At 45.0% G+C, this 14,155-nt stretch carries 15 protein-coding genes; 14 read left to right on the top strand and 1 reads right to left on the bottom strand.

Translation table 11 applies throughout. The annotated features are described in order from the left end of the window. Positions 1-19 precede the first annotated feature (19 nt). From gmk to spoVM, 11 genes are all read left to right on the top strand, one after another. Positions 20-643 carry a guanylate kinase gene (gene gmk / locus P343_RS22355; protein ID WP_023508951.1) on the top strand — a complete coding sequence of 208 codons (624 nt, stop codon included), beginning with the start codon at positions 20-22 and terminating at the stop codon, positions 641-643. After that, a complete protein-coding gene (gene rpoZ, locus P343_RS22350) occupies positions 643-837 on the top strand; it encodes a DNA-directed RNA polymerase subunit omega (RefSeq protein ID WP_031263604.1) in 195 nt (64 codons plus the stop codon). The genes gmk and rpoZ overlap by 1 nt, the downstream gene beginning before the upstream one ends. A 170-nt stretch (positions 838-1,007) precedes the next feature. After that, complete coding sequence (gene coaBC, locus P343_RS22345; protein ID WP_023508949.1) at positions 1,008-2,204, top strand: bifunctional phosphopantothenoylcysteine decarboxylase/phosphopantothenate--cysteine ligase CoaBC; 1,197 nt, start codon at positions 1,008-1,010, stop codon at positions 2,202-2,204. Next, the gene (gene priA / locus P343_RS22340) at positions 2,201-4,621 is read left to right on the top strand and encodes a primosomal protein N' (RefSeq protein ID WP_023508948.1); all 2,421 of its coding nucleotides are present in this window, start codon (positions 2,201-2,203) and stop codon (positions 4,619-4,621) included. The genes coaBC and priA overlap by 4 nt, the downstream gene beginning before the upstream one ends. A gap of 87 nt (positions 4,622-4,708) precedes the next feature. Beyond that, the gene (gene fmt / locus P343_RS22335) at positions 4,709-5,653 is read left to right on the top strand and encodes a methionyl-tRNA formyltransferase (RefSeq protein WP_023508947.1); all 945 of its coding nucleotides are present in this window, start codon (positions 4,709-4,711) and stop codon (positions 5,651-5,653) included. After that, the gene (gene rsmB, locus P343_RS22330; RefSeq protein WP_023508946.1) at positions 5,650-7,014 is read left to right on the top strand and encodes a 16S rRNA (cytosine(967)-C(5))-methyltransferase RsmB; all 1,365 of its coding nucleotides are present in this window, start codon (positions 5,650-5,652) and stop codon (positions 7,012-7,014) included. The genes fmt and rsmB overlap by 4 nt, the downstream gene beginning before the upstream one ends. A 23-nt stretch (positions 7,015-7,037) precedes the next feature. Next, positions 7,038-7,787 (top strand): Stp1/IreP family PP2C-type Ser/Thr phosphatase, encoded by a 750-nt coding sequence (locus P343_RS22325; protein ID WP_023508945.1) that lies wholly within the window; start codon positions 7,038-7,040, stop codon positions 7,785-7,787. Next, the gene (pknB, locus tag P343_RS22320; protein WP_023508944.1) at positions 7,784-9,763 is read left to right on the top strand and encodes a Stk1 family PASTA domain-containing Ser/Thr kinase; all 1,980 of its coding nucleotides are present in this window, start codon (positions 7,784-7,786) and stop codon (positions 9,761-9,763) included. Before P343_RS22325 ends, pknB begins: the two co-directional genes overlap by 4 nt. A 33-nt stretch (positions 9,764-9,796) precedes the next feature. Next, positions 9,797-10,678, top strand: coding sequence for a ribosome small subunit-dependent GTPase A (gene rsgA, locus P343_RS22315; RefSeq protein WP_023508943.1), 882 nt, complete (start codon positions 9,797-9,799; stop codon positions 10,676-10,678). Positions 10,679-10,729: 51 nt separating this feature from the next. Next, positions 10,730-11,371 carry a thiamine diphosphokinase gene (locus P343_RS22310; RefSeq protein WP_023508942.1) on the top strand — a complete coding sequence of 214 codons (642 nt, stop codon included), beginning with the start codon at positions 10,730-10,732 and terminating at the stop codon, positions 11,369-11,371. Positions 11,372-11,468: 97 nt separating this feature from the next. Continuing rightward, the gene (gene spoVM / locus P343_RS36620; protein WP_152525253.1) at positions 11,469-11,546 is read left to right on the top strand and encodes a stage V sporulation protein SpoVM; all 78 of its coding nucleotides are present in this window, start codon (positions 11,469-11,471) and stop codon (positions 11,544-11,546) included. A 151-nt stretch (positions 11,547-11,697) separates the two neighbouring features. Here spoVM and rpmB read toward each other — a convergent pair whose 3' ends face one another. Next, positions 11,698-11,886 carry a 50S ribosomal protein L28 gene (rpmB, locus tag P343_RS22305; protein ID WP_023508941.1) on the bottom strand — a complete coding sequence of 63 codons (189 nt, stop codon included), beginning with the start codon at positions 11,884-11,886 and terminating at the stop codon, positions 11,698-11,700. A gap of 255 nt (positions 11,887-12,141) precedes the next feature. Here rpmB and P343_RS22300 point away from each other — a divergent pair, with 255 nt between their 5' ends. The 3 genes from P343_RS22300 to sdaAA are packed head-to-tail and all read left to right on the top strand — an operon-like array spanning position 12,142 to position 14,154. Further along, entirely contained in the window at positions 12,142-12,540 is a 399-nt protein-coding gene (locus P343_RS22300; RefSeq protein ID WP_023508940.1) for an Asp23/Gls24 family envelope stress response protein, read from the top strand. Between the two features lie 16 nt (positions 12,541-12,556). Next, on the top strand, positions 12,557-13,219 hold the full coding sequence (gene sdaAB, locus P343_RS22295; protein ID WP_023508939.1) for an L-serine ammonia-lyase, iron-sulfur-dependent subunit beta: 663 nt from the start codon (positions 12,557-12,559) through the stop codon (positions 13,217-13,219). A 32-nt stretch (positions 13,220-13,251) separates the two neighbouring features. Next, positions 13,252-14,154 carry an L-serine ammonia-lyase, iron-sulfur-dependent, subunit alpha gene (gene sdaAA, locus P343_RS22290; RefSeq protein ID WP_023508938.1) on the top strand — a complete coding sequence of 301 codons (903 nt, stop codon included), beginning with the start codon at positions 13,252-13,254 and terminating at the stop codon, positions 14,152-14,154. The last annotated feature ends 1 nt before the right edge of the window (position 14,155 follow it).

The raw sequence follows: 14,155 nt of genomic DNA, 5'->3' as shown, positions 1-14,155 counted from the left end.
AATAGTTGGGGGCAAAGTGATGAGTTTTAAGGAAAAGGGTTTGCTGGTGGTTCTTTCCGGACCTTCCGGTGTTGGAAAGGGCACGGTGTGCAAAGCGCTTAGGAGTCGCGGCACACAGTTGCAATACTCCATCTCAGTGACCACGAGAAAACCAAGAGAAGGCGAAATTGATGGTGTTCATTACTTTTTTAAAACGCGCGATCAGTTTCAGCAAATGATCAGACAAGAGAAACTGTTAGAGTGGGCGGAGTATGTCGGCAACTGTTATGGAACGCCGACTGATTACGTTCGGAAAACACTTGACGAAGGACAGGATGTTATACTGGAAATTGAAGTACAGGGAGCACTTCAAGTAAAGCGCCGTTTTCCGGAGGCTCTGTTCATTTTTCTTGCTCCACCAAACCTAATGGAGTTAAAGAAAAGGATTATCGGACGCGGTACAGAAACGGCCGATCTGATTGAAAGCCGTATGACGGTTGCCAAATCAGAAATGGAATTAATGCAGAATTATAATTATGTTGTGGAAAACGATCAGGTTGAGAAAGCTTGTGATCGGATCGAAGCGATCGTGCTCGCCGAACATTGCAGAGTTGATCGGCTGATTGAAAAATATACAAATTTGGAAGGAGCTGACGGACAATGATGATCTATCCGTCTATTGACAATCTGCTTGAAAAAGTAAATTCAACCTACACACTGGTGACTCTCTCAGCGAAGCGAGCTCGCCAGTTGCAAGACGGCTCAGGCCATTTGATGGTCGAACATCCGCGTTCGGTGAAAGAGGTTGGCCAGGCTTTGGAAGAAGTCAATGCAGGTCTTCTATCTTACAAACATTGATGACCATGAAAGCACGTCACGGCAACAACCTATGATCAGGTTGTTGCTTTTTGTATACAAAGATTACATTGCTGTTTGACACAAAGCGATATATTTTGACGTAATTAGAGGATAACAGTAAGCTTCATCTAAGAGATAGATGGTCTTATAAATCTAAGGAAGTGATCTTTATGACACTGAAAGGGAAGAAAATCCTGCTTGGCGTGACAGGCGGAATCGCTGCATACAAAGCCGCAGATCTCGCGAGCCTTCTGGTGAAATCCGGGGCGGACGTTCATGTTCTAATGACAGAAGCGGCAAAACACTTTGTAGGTGCAGCCACTTTTCAGGCGCTAACAAGACATCAAGTCTTTGACCGTGTAATTATTGATGAGAAGGAAGGACAGATCGCTCATATTGACTTGGCGGATCAGGCAGATCTTGTGATCGTAGCTCCGGCAACGGCAAATACAATCGCAAAGTTAGCTTCAGGAATGGCGGACGATATGCTGACGACTTCCGTGCTTGCAACGCGCGCTCCGGTATGGATCGCTCCGGCAATGAATGTTAATATGTACGGTCATCCAGCCGTCCAGCAAAATTTGCGCACGCTCGAAAGTTATGGCTATCGATTGATCGGTCCGGTCGAAGGACATCTTGCCTGCGGCTGGACAGGGTCGGGACGAATGACCGAGCCTGAAGAAATTGTACGTGAAGCTGATGTTTATTTTACCCCGAGTCCTTTAAAAGGGAAAAAAATACTGGTAACAGCGGGGCCGACTAAAGAAGCGCTTGATCCAATTCGCTTTTTGAGCAATCATTCAAGCGGTAAAATGGGCTACGCGATCGCTGAAGCGGCACGTCGCGCGGGAGCGATTGTAACACTCGTGACCGGTGCTTCGCTGGAAAGTCCTAGTGGGATAAAAACGGTTCATGTTCGATCAGCTCGTGATATGTATGATGAAGTCTTGAAACATTATGAAGAGGCTGATGCAGTGATTAAAGCAGCGGCAGTGGCCGATTATCGCCCGGAAACGATCAGTTCAAGCAAAATAAAAAAAACAGATGGACAACTGACAGTGACAATGGTGCGTAATCCAGATATTCTGCTGGAACTTGGCAAAATGAAAAAAAATCAACTGCTTGTGGGCTTTGCAGCTGAAACCGATCACCTTGAAGAAAATGCTCTGAAAAAACTGGAAAAGAAACACCTTGATTTGTTGGTTGCCAATCATGCATCCGATGGTTTCGGAAATGATACAAACAAGATAACTTTGTACTTTTCAAGCGGGAAAAAACAAGCATTTGAACGCATGCCGAAGAAACGAGTAGCTGAGAAGATCTGCGATGCGCTTGCCGGATTATTTGAAATGAGTGGGAACGAGTGATCGCTGAAGTATATATAGACATACCTGCAAATCCTGTGAACAAACCATTTGATTACCGAATCCCGGACTATTTAGATGAAGTTATCCAACCAGGTATGCGTGTAACTGTTCCGTTCGGCAGAACGCGTCGACTTGGTTTTGTAACGGGGTTGAAGGAACAATCTGAGTTTAAACAGCTGAGGGCTATCGACTCAATAGAAGATCATGCTCCAGTTCTTACACAAGAATTGCTCGATGTCGGACTCTGGTTAGCAGAGGCGACACTTTGTGCAACCGTAACTGCATTCCAGGCAATGCTTCCTGCAGCAATGAAAGCCGAGTATAAAAAAATGCTGCAAGTTGAGGAATCTGAACAGCTGAAAGCAGAAGATCCTGAGTTGGCAAAGATTTTTGAAACGGGAAGACAGTTAAGTTGGACAGAAATAACGAAGAACAATCCTGAGCTATTAAAAAGGATTAATCGGATGTTAAAAAAAGGATTGCTTTCCATTCACCAGCTCGTCCAAAATCAGGCAAATGCAAAAAAAGTAATTACAGTATCTGCTGCTGTATCATCGGAACGTCTGAAAGAGGAAGTATCACAACTGAGTGATCGGGCAAAACGTCAAAAAGAAGTGCTTAACCTGTTTATCGGTAAATCGGAAGATGCATCATACAAACCGACGATGAACGCACTTGTTCAAAACGGGTTGAGTAGAGAGGCAATCACCCGATTAGCAGATAAATCGTTGCTGCGTTTAGAACAGATTGAACAATTTCGTGATCCGTACGCAAATTATGTACAGCAAACCCAGCCTCTTGACTTAACGGATGAACAGCATAAAGCACTCGCGCCGATTATGCAGTCCATGAACACAGGTGAGCATCGCGTCTTTCTTTGCCATGGCGTTACCGGCAGTGGGAAAACAGAAATCTATTTGCAAGCGATTCAACGGGTACTTGAGCTGGAAAAACAAGCGATTGTGCTTGTTCCCGAGATTTCATTGACTCCGCAAATGGTCCTTCGATTTAAAGGACGTTTTGGCGATCGAGTCGCCGTGATGCACAGCGGACTGAGTCGAGGTGAAAAGTATGATGAATGGCGTAAAATTCGTGAGGGAAAAGTGCAAGTTGCTGTCGGTGCAAGATCCGCAGTTTTCGCACCTTTTAAAAAAATAGGTCTGATCATCATCGATGAAGAGCATGAATCCAGTTACAAACAGGAAGATACGCCGCGTTATCACGCTCGTGATGTGGCTATTCACCGTGCGAAGATTCATCACTGTCCGGTTGTTCTTGGCAGCGCTACGCCTTCACTCGAGTCATTTGCTCGCGCACGCAAGAAAGTCTACACATTACTGACTTTGAAGGAGCGAGTGAACCGACGTCCGCTGCCATCTGTTCAAGTTGTTGATCTTCGGGAAGAAATGCGTGAAGGAAATCATTCGGTCTTTTCACGGCTGCTTCTGGAAAAATTAAAAGACCGTTTGCAAAAGAAGGAACAGACAGTACTGTTTCTCAATCGGCGCGGTTACTCTACCTTTGTCATGTGCCGGTCTTGTGGAACAGTCGTGAAATGCCCGCATTGCGATATTTCATTGACATATCACCGTGCACATCATCTATTAAAGTGCCATTATTGCGGTTATGAGCAAAAGGCGCCGGATACCTGTCCGACTTGCGGCAGTGATGCAATGCGCTTTTTTGGGACAGGCACGCAAAAGGTGGAAGCTGAGCTTAATCGTCTGTTGCCTGAAGCTCGTGTGATTCGCATGGATGTTGATACAACGAGACAAAAAGGGAGTCACGAGAAATTGCTGCGTCAATTTGGCGATGAAAAAGCGGATATCCTGCTCGGTACACAAATGATCGCAAAGGGACTGGACTTTCCAAAAGTCACGCTCGTTGGCGTGCTTGCGGCAGATTCATTATTGCATCTTCCAGATTTTCGCGCATCGGAAAAAACGTTTCAACTCATCACGCAAGTATCTGGACGTGCGGGAAGACATAGGCTTCCTGGTGAGGTCGTTATTCAGAGCTACACACCTGACCATTATGCTGTATCTGATGCAGCACGTCATGATTATGAAGGCTTCTATCAACAAGAAATGGAACTTCGCCACCGCGGGGGTTATCCTCCATTTTTTTATCTGGCACTCATTAGCCTTACACATTCAGAACCTGCGAAAGCAGCGGATGCTGCGGAACGAATTGTATCAATTCTGAAAAAAAACCTGTCGGAGGCGTCATTGGTCTATGGCCCGGTCGTGCCCGCCATCTCAAAGATTAAAGATAGATATCGCTATCAGTGCATGGTAAAATACAAAAGAGAACCTGCTCTAATACCGGTACTGCAGAAAATTATGCAGCACTTTCAAGAGTCTGGTAAAGACAGCTTGCAGGTATCCATAGATCTCAATCCCGTTGTGTTAATGTAATAGAGGGTGTTCGAATGCATGCGGAAGGAACGTTCCCTCGCTTTCGAACAGGCTCTAAATTGGGATTCAAGTTAAGAGGATGATTGAATGAAAATCGCTTTTATGGGAACACCGGATTTTGCTGTTCCTGTTCTCCAAAATTTATTAAATGACCCAAGTTATGAAGTAGTCTGTGTTGTGACTCAACCGGATCGTCCCAAGGGTAGAAAACATAAAATGACACCGCCACCGGTTAAATCACTAGCTGAAAAATATAATATCCCGGTTCTTCAACCGGAGAAAGTACGCAAACCGGAAGCAGTACAGGAAATACTGGACTTCGAGGCTGATCTCTTAGTTACGGCAGCTTACGGACAGATCTTACCAGAGTCGCTTCTGAAAGGACCAGCTTTAGGATGTGTCAATGTGCATGCTTCTTTATTGCCGGACTATCGAGGCGCAGCGCCGATCCAGCAAGCGATTATTGATGGCAAGTCGGAATCGGGCGTAACAATCATGTACATGGTGAAGAAGCTAGATGCCGGAGATATTCTGACTCAAGTCCGTGTTCCGATCGATGAACAAGATACGTTTGGAAGTCTTCATGACAAACTGAGTGCGGCGGGCAGCAAATTATTAATGGAAACATTACCCCAGCTTGCAGCTGGAAGCTTGACACCTGTTGTGCAAAATGAAGCCGAGGCGACATTTGCGCCAAGCATTCAGCATCAGGATGAAGAAATTCAGTGGGTGAACCAAGCCTCTGACGTTCGCAATTTGATTCGGGGATTAAATCCATTTCCAGGCGCATTTACGTATCTTACTGGCGATGTATTTAAAATCTATGCCGCAGAATTAACAAGTCAGGAAACTCATGAACAACCGGGCACGATTATCGGTAAAGATGATGATGGATTTTTCGTGGCAACAGGTGGAGGACAAGTCATCAAAGTGACAGAATGTCAACCTGCCGGGAAAAAACGGATGCGTGCTGCTGATTTTCTGCGTGGAAAAACGCTGGATAAAGGTATCGTCTTGGGGGGCAAATCATGAATCAGCCATCGGCGCGCGAAACCGCCCTGGATGTCTTACTGTTAGTAACGAAAAAGCATGCCTACAGCCAGATTGCTCTAAATGAAACATTGATTGCGAGTCGATTGTCCGATAAAGATAAAGGCTTGGTTACAACCATTGTTTATGGGGTATTGCAGCACAAGCTAACCTTGGACTATTTTTTAACAGCATTAGTCGGCGAAAAAAGAAAGATGGATGACTGGGTTAAAATGCTTCTGCTGCTTTCTTTTTATCAACGCACGTACCTTGATCGAATTCCTGATCACGCATTGGTGAATGAAGCGGTGGATATCGCAAAAAGAAGAGGTCATCGGGGTATAGCAGGATTTGTTAATGGCGTGCTCCGTAGGTTTCTCCGTGAAGGGCAGCCGGAATTGGGACCATCTATTATCGAAAGCAAGCGGTTTTCCATTCAGTACAGTCATCCTGAATGGCTTCTAAGTCTGTGGGAAGAGCAATGGGACAAAGCTATTGCTCTTCAGATTGCTGAAGCGAATAATCGGGCGCCGCATGTCACTATTCGTGTAAATCAGCTCATGGAATCCAGACAGGAATTGGCCAATCGGCTAGAGAATGAAGGAATTCAAACGAAAAATGGAGCACTTTCCAAGGACTGTTTGATCGTGGAGAGCGGGAATGTGACGGCTACTCGAGCGTTCGCGGAAGGGCGGTTCACGGTTCAGGATGAAAGTTCCATGCTTGTGGCTGATGTCGTCGCACCCCAAGATCATATGACGGTGCTTGATGCCTGCGCCGGCCCCGGTGGAAAAACGACGCATCTTGGCGAACGGATGAGAAACAAAGGTAAAATCATTGCCCTCGATTTGCATCCGCATAAAACGCAATTAATCGATCATGCTGCAGAAAGACTTGGACTCTCAAATGTAAAAACAATCGCCATGGATGCACGGTCGGCACGTGACACGTTTGGTGATGCAGCTTTTGACCGCGTTCTTCTTGATGTGCCGTGTTCAGGATTGGGCGTTATCAGGCGAAAGCCTGAAATTAAATGGATGAAGAACGCTGAAGACATTTGCGGACTCATTCCGATTCAAAAAATGATTTTGGAAGAAGCAGCATCACTTGTTAAACCAGGCGGCTGGCTGATTTACAGTACTTGCACGATTCATAAAGAAGAGAATGAGCGACAAATCGAACGATTTTTATCCACACATAAGGAGTATCGAGTAGAACCGACTTTTTCAGAAAGAATTCCTAGTGTGCTGACGCATGATCAATCCTTCTATCGTCCTGGCATGGTGCAGATTATGCCGTATCAATTTGACACGGATGGTTTTTTCATTTGCTGTCTTGAACGTATGAATGATGCAACGGACTGATCCTCTTGAAAGGAGTGCGAAAAATGGAATCCACATATTGTACCGATCCGGGGAAAGTCAGGGATCACAATGAAGATAGTGTTGGCGTTTTTTTCGGGGAAAACTGCCTGCTTGGCATTGTTGCCGACGGGATGGGAGGGCATGCGGCTGGCGAGATCGCTAGCAGAATGGCTGTGGATCTCTCATCAGCAAAGTGGGCTGAACGTTCGGGAACCCCAACTAGAGATGAAGCAGAATCATGGCTGAATCATCTTGTGCGAAGTATCAACTTGCGTATTTATGAATACTCCGGAACCCATGAAGCATGCAGAGGAATGGGAACGACCTTCGCAGCGGCTTTTTGTACAAATGATTTTGTCGTGGTTTCCACTGTCGGCGACAGCCGAGTATACATATGGAATCAAGGTAGCACCGCAAGGCAAATATCAGAAGATCACACCCTGGTCAATGAACTGTTAAAATCCGGGCAAATTTCCAAGGAAGATGCAGAAATTCATCCGAAAAAACATGTTCTCATGCGGGCGCTGGGGACAGAACCAACCATTGCATTGGATACGTCTGTTTTTGACTGGTCAAAAGGATCACATCTTCTTATTTGTTCTGATGGATTAACCAATAAGCTCTCTGGTGAAAAGTTAAGTGAGATTATGGAAGAAGCAACAGGTTTACATGAAAAAACGGAGAAAATGATCAATGAGGCAAACCACGCGGGTGGTGAGGATAATATTTCGGTGATCATTATCTCTCAAGATGGTGGTGGTGAAAAACAATGATTGGAAAAAGAGTCGGCGGGAGATATCAAATTTTGTCACGTCTTGGAGAAGGCGGAATGGCAGTCGTTTATAAAGCGAAAGATCTGATTCTTGACCGGATTGTTGCGGTGAAAACGCTCAGGCCGGAACTGGCAGATGATGAAGAATTCGTGCGCCGTTTTCATCGGGAAGCCGAATCTGTTGCAAGCTTGTCGCATCCGAATATTGTCGCTATATACGATATTGGAGAAGAAGACTGTTATTACATTGTCATGGAATATATCGAAGGCATGACTTTAAAAGAATTTATTAAAGATTATTCACCTATTTCAATTAATGAATCAATACATATCATGAAACAGATTTTGCTTGCGATCACGCATGCACATAAGCGTGGAATCGTTCATCGTGACATTAAACCGCAAAATATTTTAATTGATGAAACTGAGCATGTAAAAGTCACAGACTTCGGCATTGCACTTGCTGTGAGTGGGGCAACCATCACATATACCCGTTCCATTATGGGATCAGCTCATTATCTATCACCTGAGCAAGCGAGGGGCGGGAAAGCAACGGTCAAGTCCGACATATACGCAATCGGTATTGTGATGTTCGAACTGTTAACCGGGAAGCTGCCCTTTCCAGGTACTTCACCTGTAACTGTGGCGCTAAAACACCTTAGTGCTCCGATGCCTTTCCCACGTGATTTTCGGGAAGATATTCCTCAATCTGTTGAAAATGCCGTGATTCGTGCCCTGGCTAAAAATCCTGCTGATCGATATGATAACGTAACTGATATGTATGAAGATTTGCTCACCGCTTTGGATCCAGAAAGAGCGAATGAGGAAAGGCTGATATTTGCTGACCCTCAGAATGAGGACGAGTCACCTGACGATGAAAAAACAATAAAAATGGCACCAGTTGCTCATTATCAGCAGAATAATGACAAGTCAGTTCAAGAGAAGGCTGCAATTTCTGAAGACCCGGAGAAGGGGAAAAAAACGAAAAAATCGAAAGCAAAAAAATGGCTGACGATCTCCGGCATCTTAATTTTGTTAATCACCGCAGGGCTAATTCTCGGCATGACAATGCTGCCAAAACTTTTTTATGTATCAAATGTTCAGGTACCTGATGTCACAGGCAAGACGTATCAGGTTGCAAAACAAGCGCTGACCGATCAAAATTTGAAAGTTGTTCGCACGGATCGGGTCAGCAACTCAGTAGCTAAAGAGAACGTGATCAGCCAGACTCCTGAAGCAGGCGCCGAAGTTAAGGAAGGCGCTGAAGTCACTTTAGTTGTCAGTAAAGGATCAAAAAAGGTTACTTTGGACAACTATGTCGGCTATAGTCGCGACACGGTTACAAGCGCTATTAAGGATGCTGGATTCAAGGATGTCGTCTGGCATGAACAAGAGTCTTCTAAAACGACGGATGAAATTATTCATCAAAATCCAGCTGCCGGAACAAAAGTTGTGCCGGCGGATACGATTCTGGAGCTGACATACAGCACAGGAAATCCTCAAGTAACGGTTCCCGATTTAAAAGGAATGACCAAGAATGATGTGAACAAATTGCTGAAGTCTCAGGAGCTGACTGCAGATTTTTCAGTCGGTGACTATTCGGATGATGTCGAAAAAGGTAGTGTGCTCGATCAAGATCCTGCTGCCGGAAGTCAAGTAGAGAAGGGATCAACGATCATCGTTACTTTGTCCAAAGGCAGCGCCCCTAAACCTAAAGAGATTGATCAGCCGATAAAGGTTGTTTACCCTGGTGACCACGGCGCGCCAGGCGACTCCAGTGAGGGCAATACACCGATTCACGTGCAAATTTATTATACCGATGCAAATCATGACAACTCGGTTTTTGCTGACGAAGAACTAACAGCAACGAAAACATATACAATTCCTTTTACAATCAACCCGAATGAGAGTGGTTCCTACAGGGTATTAATTGATGGAGTAGAACAGAAAACCGGAACGGTCAACTATCCGGATTGAAACGGAGCATAGCCTTCATTAAGGAGTTCAAACATGTTGGAAGGAACGATTGTTAAGGCACTAAGTGGATTTTATTATGTCAAGGACGGCGAAAAACAGATTCAGTGCCGAGCAAGAGGTGTTTTTCGAAAGCGGGGCGTCAGTCCGCTGGTAGGGGATCATGTCAGTTATGAGGCAAAGAAACCGACGGACGGCTACATTTTATCAATAAAAGAACGAAAAAATGCCTTGAAGCGTCCGCCGATTGCTAATATAGATCAGGCCATCCTTGTTTTTTCAGTGGCTGAGCCTGCTTTTGACAGTCATTTGCTTGATCGTTTTCTCGTTCAAATGGAAGCGTACCATATTGAGCCATTAATCTGTTTGACAAAATGGGATCTGCTGACACATGAGGAAGCAGAATCTTTTCACGATCGGCTCACTACCTACGCAAAAATAGGGTATCCGATTTTGGTCACGTCCAGCCTGAAAAAAGAAGGTATAGCGATGCTCAAGGAACACATGGAAAACCGGATCAGTGTTATTACCGGACAATCAGGAGTGGGGAAATCTTCACTTCTAAATAGCCTTGATCAATCATTAAACATTGATACCCAAGCCATCTCACAGTCATTGGGGCGGGGGAAACATACCACCCGTCATGTTGAATTGCTTCCAATCGCTCTCAATGGTTATGTTGCCGATACACCAGGATTCAGTTCATTAGAATTGCCGGACATGACTCTGGCTGACCTGGAGAGATGTTTTCCTGAATTCAATGATTATCGTGAGAGCTGCCGTTTCAGAGGATGTACGCATCTAGCGGAACCTGACTGCAAAGTGAAAGAAGCATTGGCGGAAGGCAGAATTGATCAGGGACGTTACAAGCATTATCAACTATTCTTTCAAGAGATTAGTCAGAGGAAAAAGTATTAGTCATCAGTACCAAGTTGCTAACTGTGATCTAAGAATGGAGGGTGAATTCATATGAAGCTGGCAATTGTAGCTGGCGGTCCGGAAAGCCTTTTACCTGATCTCAGATCTCCTGAATATTGCGATTATCAATGGATTGGTGCAGATCATGGAACCATTGTGCTGATGAATAATCAGATCCGTCCCATTCGTGCTTTTGGTGATTTTGATTCCTTATCTGACAACGAAAAAGAAGACGTTGCCAAACTCGGACTCCGCCTTTATAAATATCCTGCAGAGAAGGACAAGACAGATCTCGAACTGGCTCTTGACTGGGCATTAAGCCAAAATCCTGAACGCTGTCTGTTGTTTGGAGTGACCGGCGGACGCCAGGATCATGCTCTGGCCAGTGTGCAGTTGCTGATGAAAGCAGTTGATTTGAAGACGGAACTTGCGATCGTCGATCAGAAAAACTGTATCACTTTACTCACACCGGGCGCATATCATATACAGAAGAATCCAGATTACCGATATCTTTCATTTCTTGCTTTTACTGAAAAAGTGGCTGGGCTGACATTGTCTGGTGTGAAGTACCCGCTTCAAGAGGCTGTTCTGCCGATGGGATCAAGTCTCTGCATCAGCAATGAAGCTGAGGAGGATATCCTTGCCGTCACCTTTTCACAGGGATATCTATTAATGATGCGTTGCAGTGACTAACTTGTCTATTTCCGGTCATAGATTTTGCAAACGTCTCATATATTCTAGAAGCACGTGATAAAGGATGACGGCGCTTGAGACAAGGAGGAGCAGTGCAATGAAATTTTACACGATTAAGTTGCCAAGATTTCTGGCTAGTATTGTGAGAGCCCTCCTCGGTTTTCGGAAGGGGTAAGACACTCGCATCATCAAAAAGGGTCTCTCCACAGAGAGACCTTTTTTGGTTAAGGTAATTATTTTTGTGAGAATGAAAAAAGCCAGATCCCAAATAAAAAGGGATCTGGCTTTTTTGTACGCGGCGGGTACAAATGATTTGTGAAGGCGCATTAAACGCGTTCAACTTTACCTGCTTTTAACGCTTTTGTTGATACATAAACACGTTTTGGTTTACCGTCAACAAGAATACGAACTTTTTGCAGATTTGCTTTAAACGTTCTTTTTGATTTATTTTCAGCAAATGAACGGTTCTGACCGAACTTCGTTGTTTTGCCGGTAACAAAGCATCGACGTCCCATATATATGACCTCCCTGACCATGCAATTCATTAACGCAATAGCTTTATAGTAACACGTCCATCGTTAGCGTGCAACTAGAGAAAGATCCGAAATGAAATATTCACACACCCGGTCCGCCTCCTGCTTTAAAATTCAAGACGGCTAGTGTAAAATAACGATAAGTCAAATAAGTAGACAAAGTGAAGTTCGCAGGAGCTTTCAAATGCTATCTTTGTTGTGACAACAAAAAAACAGCCTGACCAGGAGGGTTCATTGATGACTGTTTCAATAACTAATAATTACGGGCAAATTGATATATCCATTGATGTGATAGCAAAAATTGTCGGAGGAGCAGCGACGGACTGTGACGGAATCGTCGGCATGGCTTCCAAAAATCAATTGAAGGATGGCTTTGCAGAATTGCTAAAGAAGGATAACTTCAGCCGCGGAGTCATTGTTCGTTTCGATGAGGAACAGAACTTACTCATTGATATGTATATTATTGTCAGTTATGGAACACGCATTTCAGAAGTGGCGATCAATGTACAGAACAAAGTCAAAGAAACTTTAAATGATATGCTGGGCTTGAATGCTGCAGCAATTAATATTTTTGTTCAGGGCGTTCGCCTGACAGAGGAAGAAAACGTGCCTGAAGATCAAAGCTTGCAGGCGTGAGGAGAGTGCTCCAGTTATGAAATACCGCAGTGTATTTGACATCATCGGACCGGTTATGGTTGGTCCTTCAAGTTCGCATACAGCCGGCGCCGCGAAAATCGGACGAATGGCCCGAAAACTTTTAGGAAAAATTCCCGAACATGCAACTGTGACATTTTATGGTTCATTTGCAGAAACGTACAAAGGGCATGGTACAGATGTAGCCATTGTAGCTGGATTGCTGGATTTCGATGAAAGTAATACGCAATTGCCTCAATCCCTGGAAATCGCTGAAAAAAAAGGAATGGATGTTTCATTTATCGTAGATAAAGAAACCCAGGTGGAAGCTCCTAATACAGCGCGTGTTCATCTTTCTGCGGAAAACACTGAACTTGAGTTGGTCGGTGTATCGATTGGCGGCGGGAAAATTGAGTTAACTGAAGTGAACGGCTTCTCCATTTCTCTGACCGGAAGTAACCCCGCTCTTCTCGTGCTTCACTATGACAAATACGGTGCGGTCGCTGAAGTTGCCGGATTAATTGCAAAATATGAATTGAACATTTCCTATATGGAAGTCTCCCGCCAAGAAAAGGGGAGACTCGCATTGATGGTCATCCAAACCGATGAAGAGATCAATGAAGGGCTTGCCGCTGAGATTGCAGGTCTGCCGAATATATTAAATGTTGCGGTGTTGTCATAATAAATCGATTAACTGAAAAAGGAGGGGGCTTAATGTTTCAAACAATAGAGGAATTAGTACACATCGCTAATCGCCAACAAATATCTATTTCTGAAGTAATGATTCGAACGGAAATGGAAACAACCGGAAGAAGCCGTGAAGAAATTTTTTCTAAAATGGCCGGGAATCTGGACGTTATGGAACAGGCAGTTCAACGTGGTATTAATGAGGACATCAAGTCGCGTTCAGGTTTATCAGGTGGTGATGCGCGCCTTTTACAGCACTATCTGGATAGCGGACGTTCTCTTTCCGGATCCGTTTTGCTTGATGCTGTAAGCAAGGCGATGGCTACGAATGAAGTAAACGCAGCCATGGGCATAATTTGCGCCACCCCCACAGCGGGTTCTGCTGGCGTTGTTCCAGGCGTGCTGTTTGGGCTTAGACAAAAGCTGAATCCTAGCCGTAAGCAGATGGTTGATTTTCTTTTTACGGCTGGCGCTTTTGGATTTGTTGTGGCAAATAACGCGTCTATTTCAGGCGCCGCAGGTGGATGCCAAGCAGAAGTGGGCTCGGCGACCGGGATGGCAGCCGCAGCTGCGGTAGAACTGGCGGGAGGAACCCCGGAACAGTCTGCACACGCGATGGCGATTGCACTTGGAAATATGTTGGGACTAATCTGTGATCCGGTCGCAGGCTTAGTAGAAGTGCCCTGTGTAAAACGGAACGCGATCGGCGCATCTAGCGCGATTGTCGCTGCCGACATGGCGCTTGCAGGAATTAAAAGCCTGATTCCTTGCGATGAAGTGATTGAAGCCATGTATCGCGTCGGACGTATGATGCCGGTCGCCTTAAGAGAGACCGCACTTGGAGGACTTGCCGATACGAAGACAGGGCGCGCACTGAAAAAGAAAATTTTTGGATCGGATGCTCACGCATCTGTGACTGAAGGGCAATGAC

Source organism: Sporolactobacillus laevolacticus DSM 442, assembly GCF_000497245.1.
Classification (GTDB): Bacteria; Bacillota; Bacilli; order Bacillales; family Sporolactobacillaceae; genus Sporolactobacillus; species Sporolactobacillus laevolacticus.
This window is presented reverse-complemented; position numbering and strand designations above follow the sequence as displayed.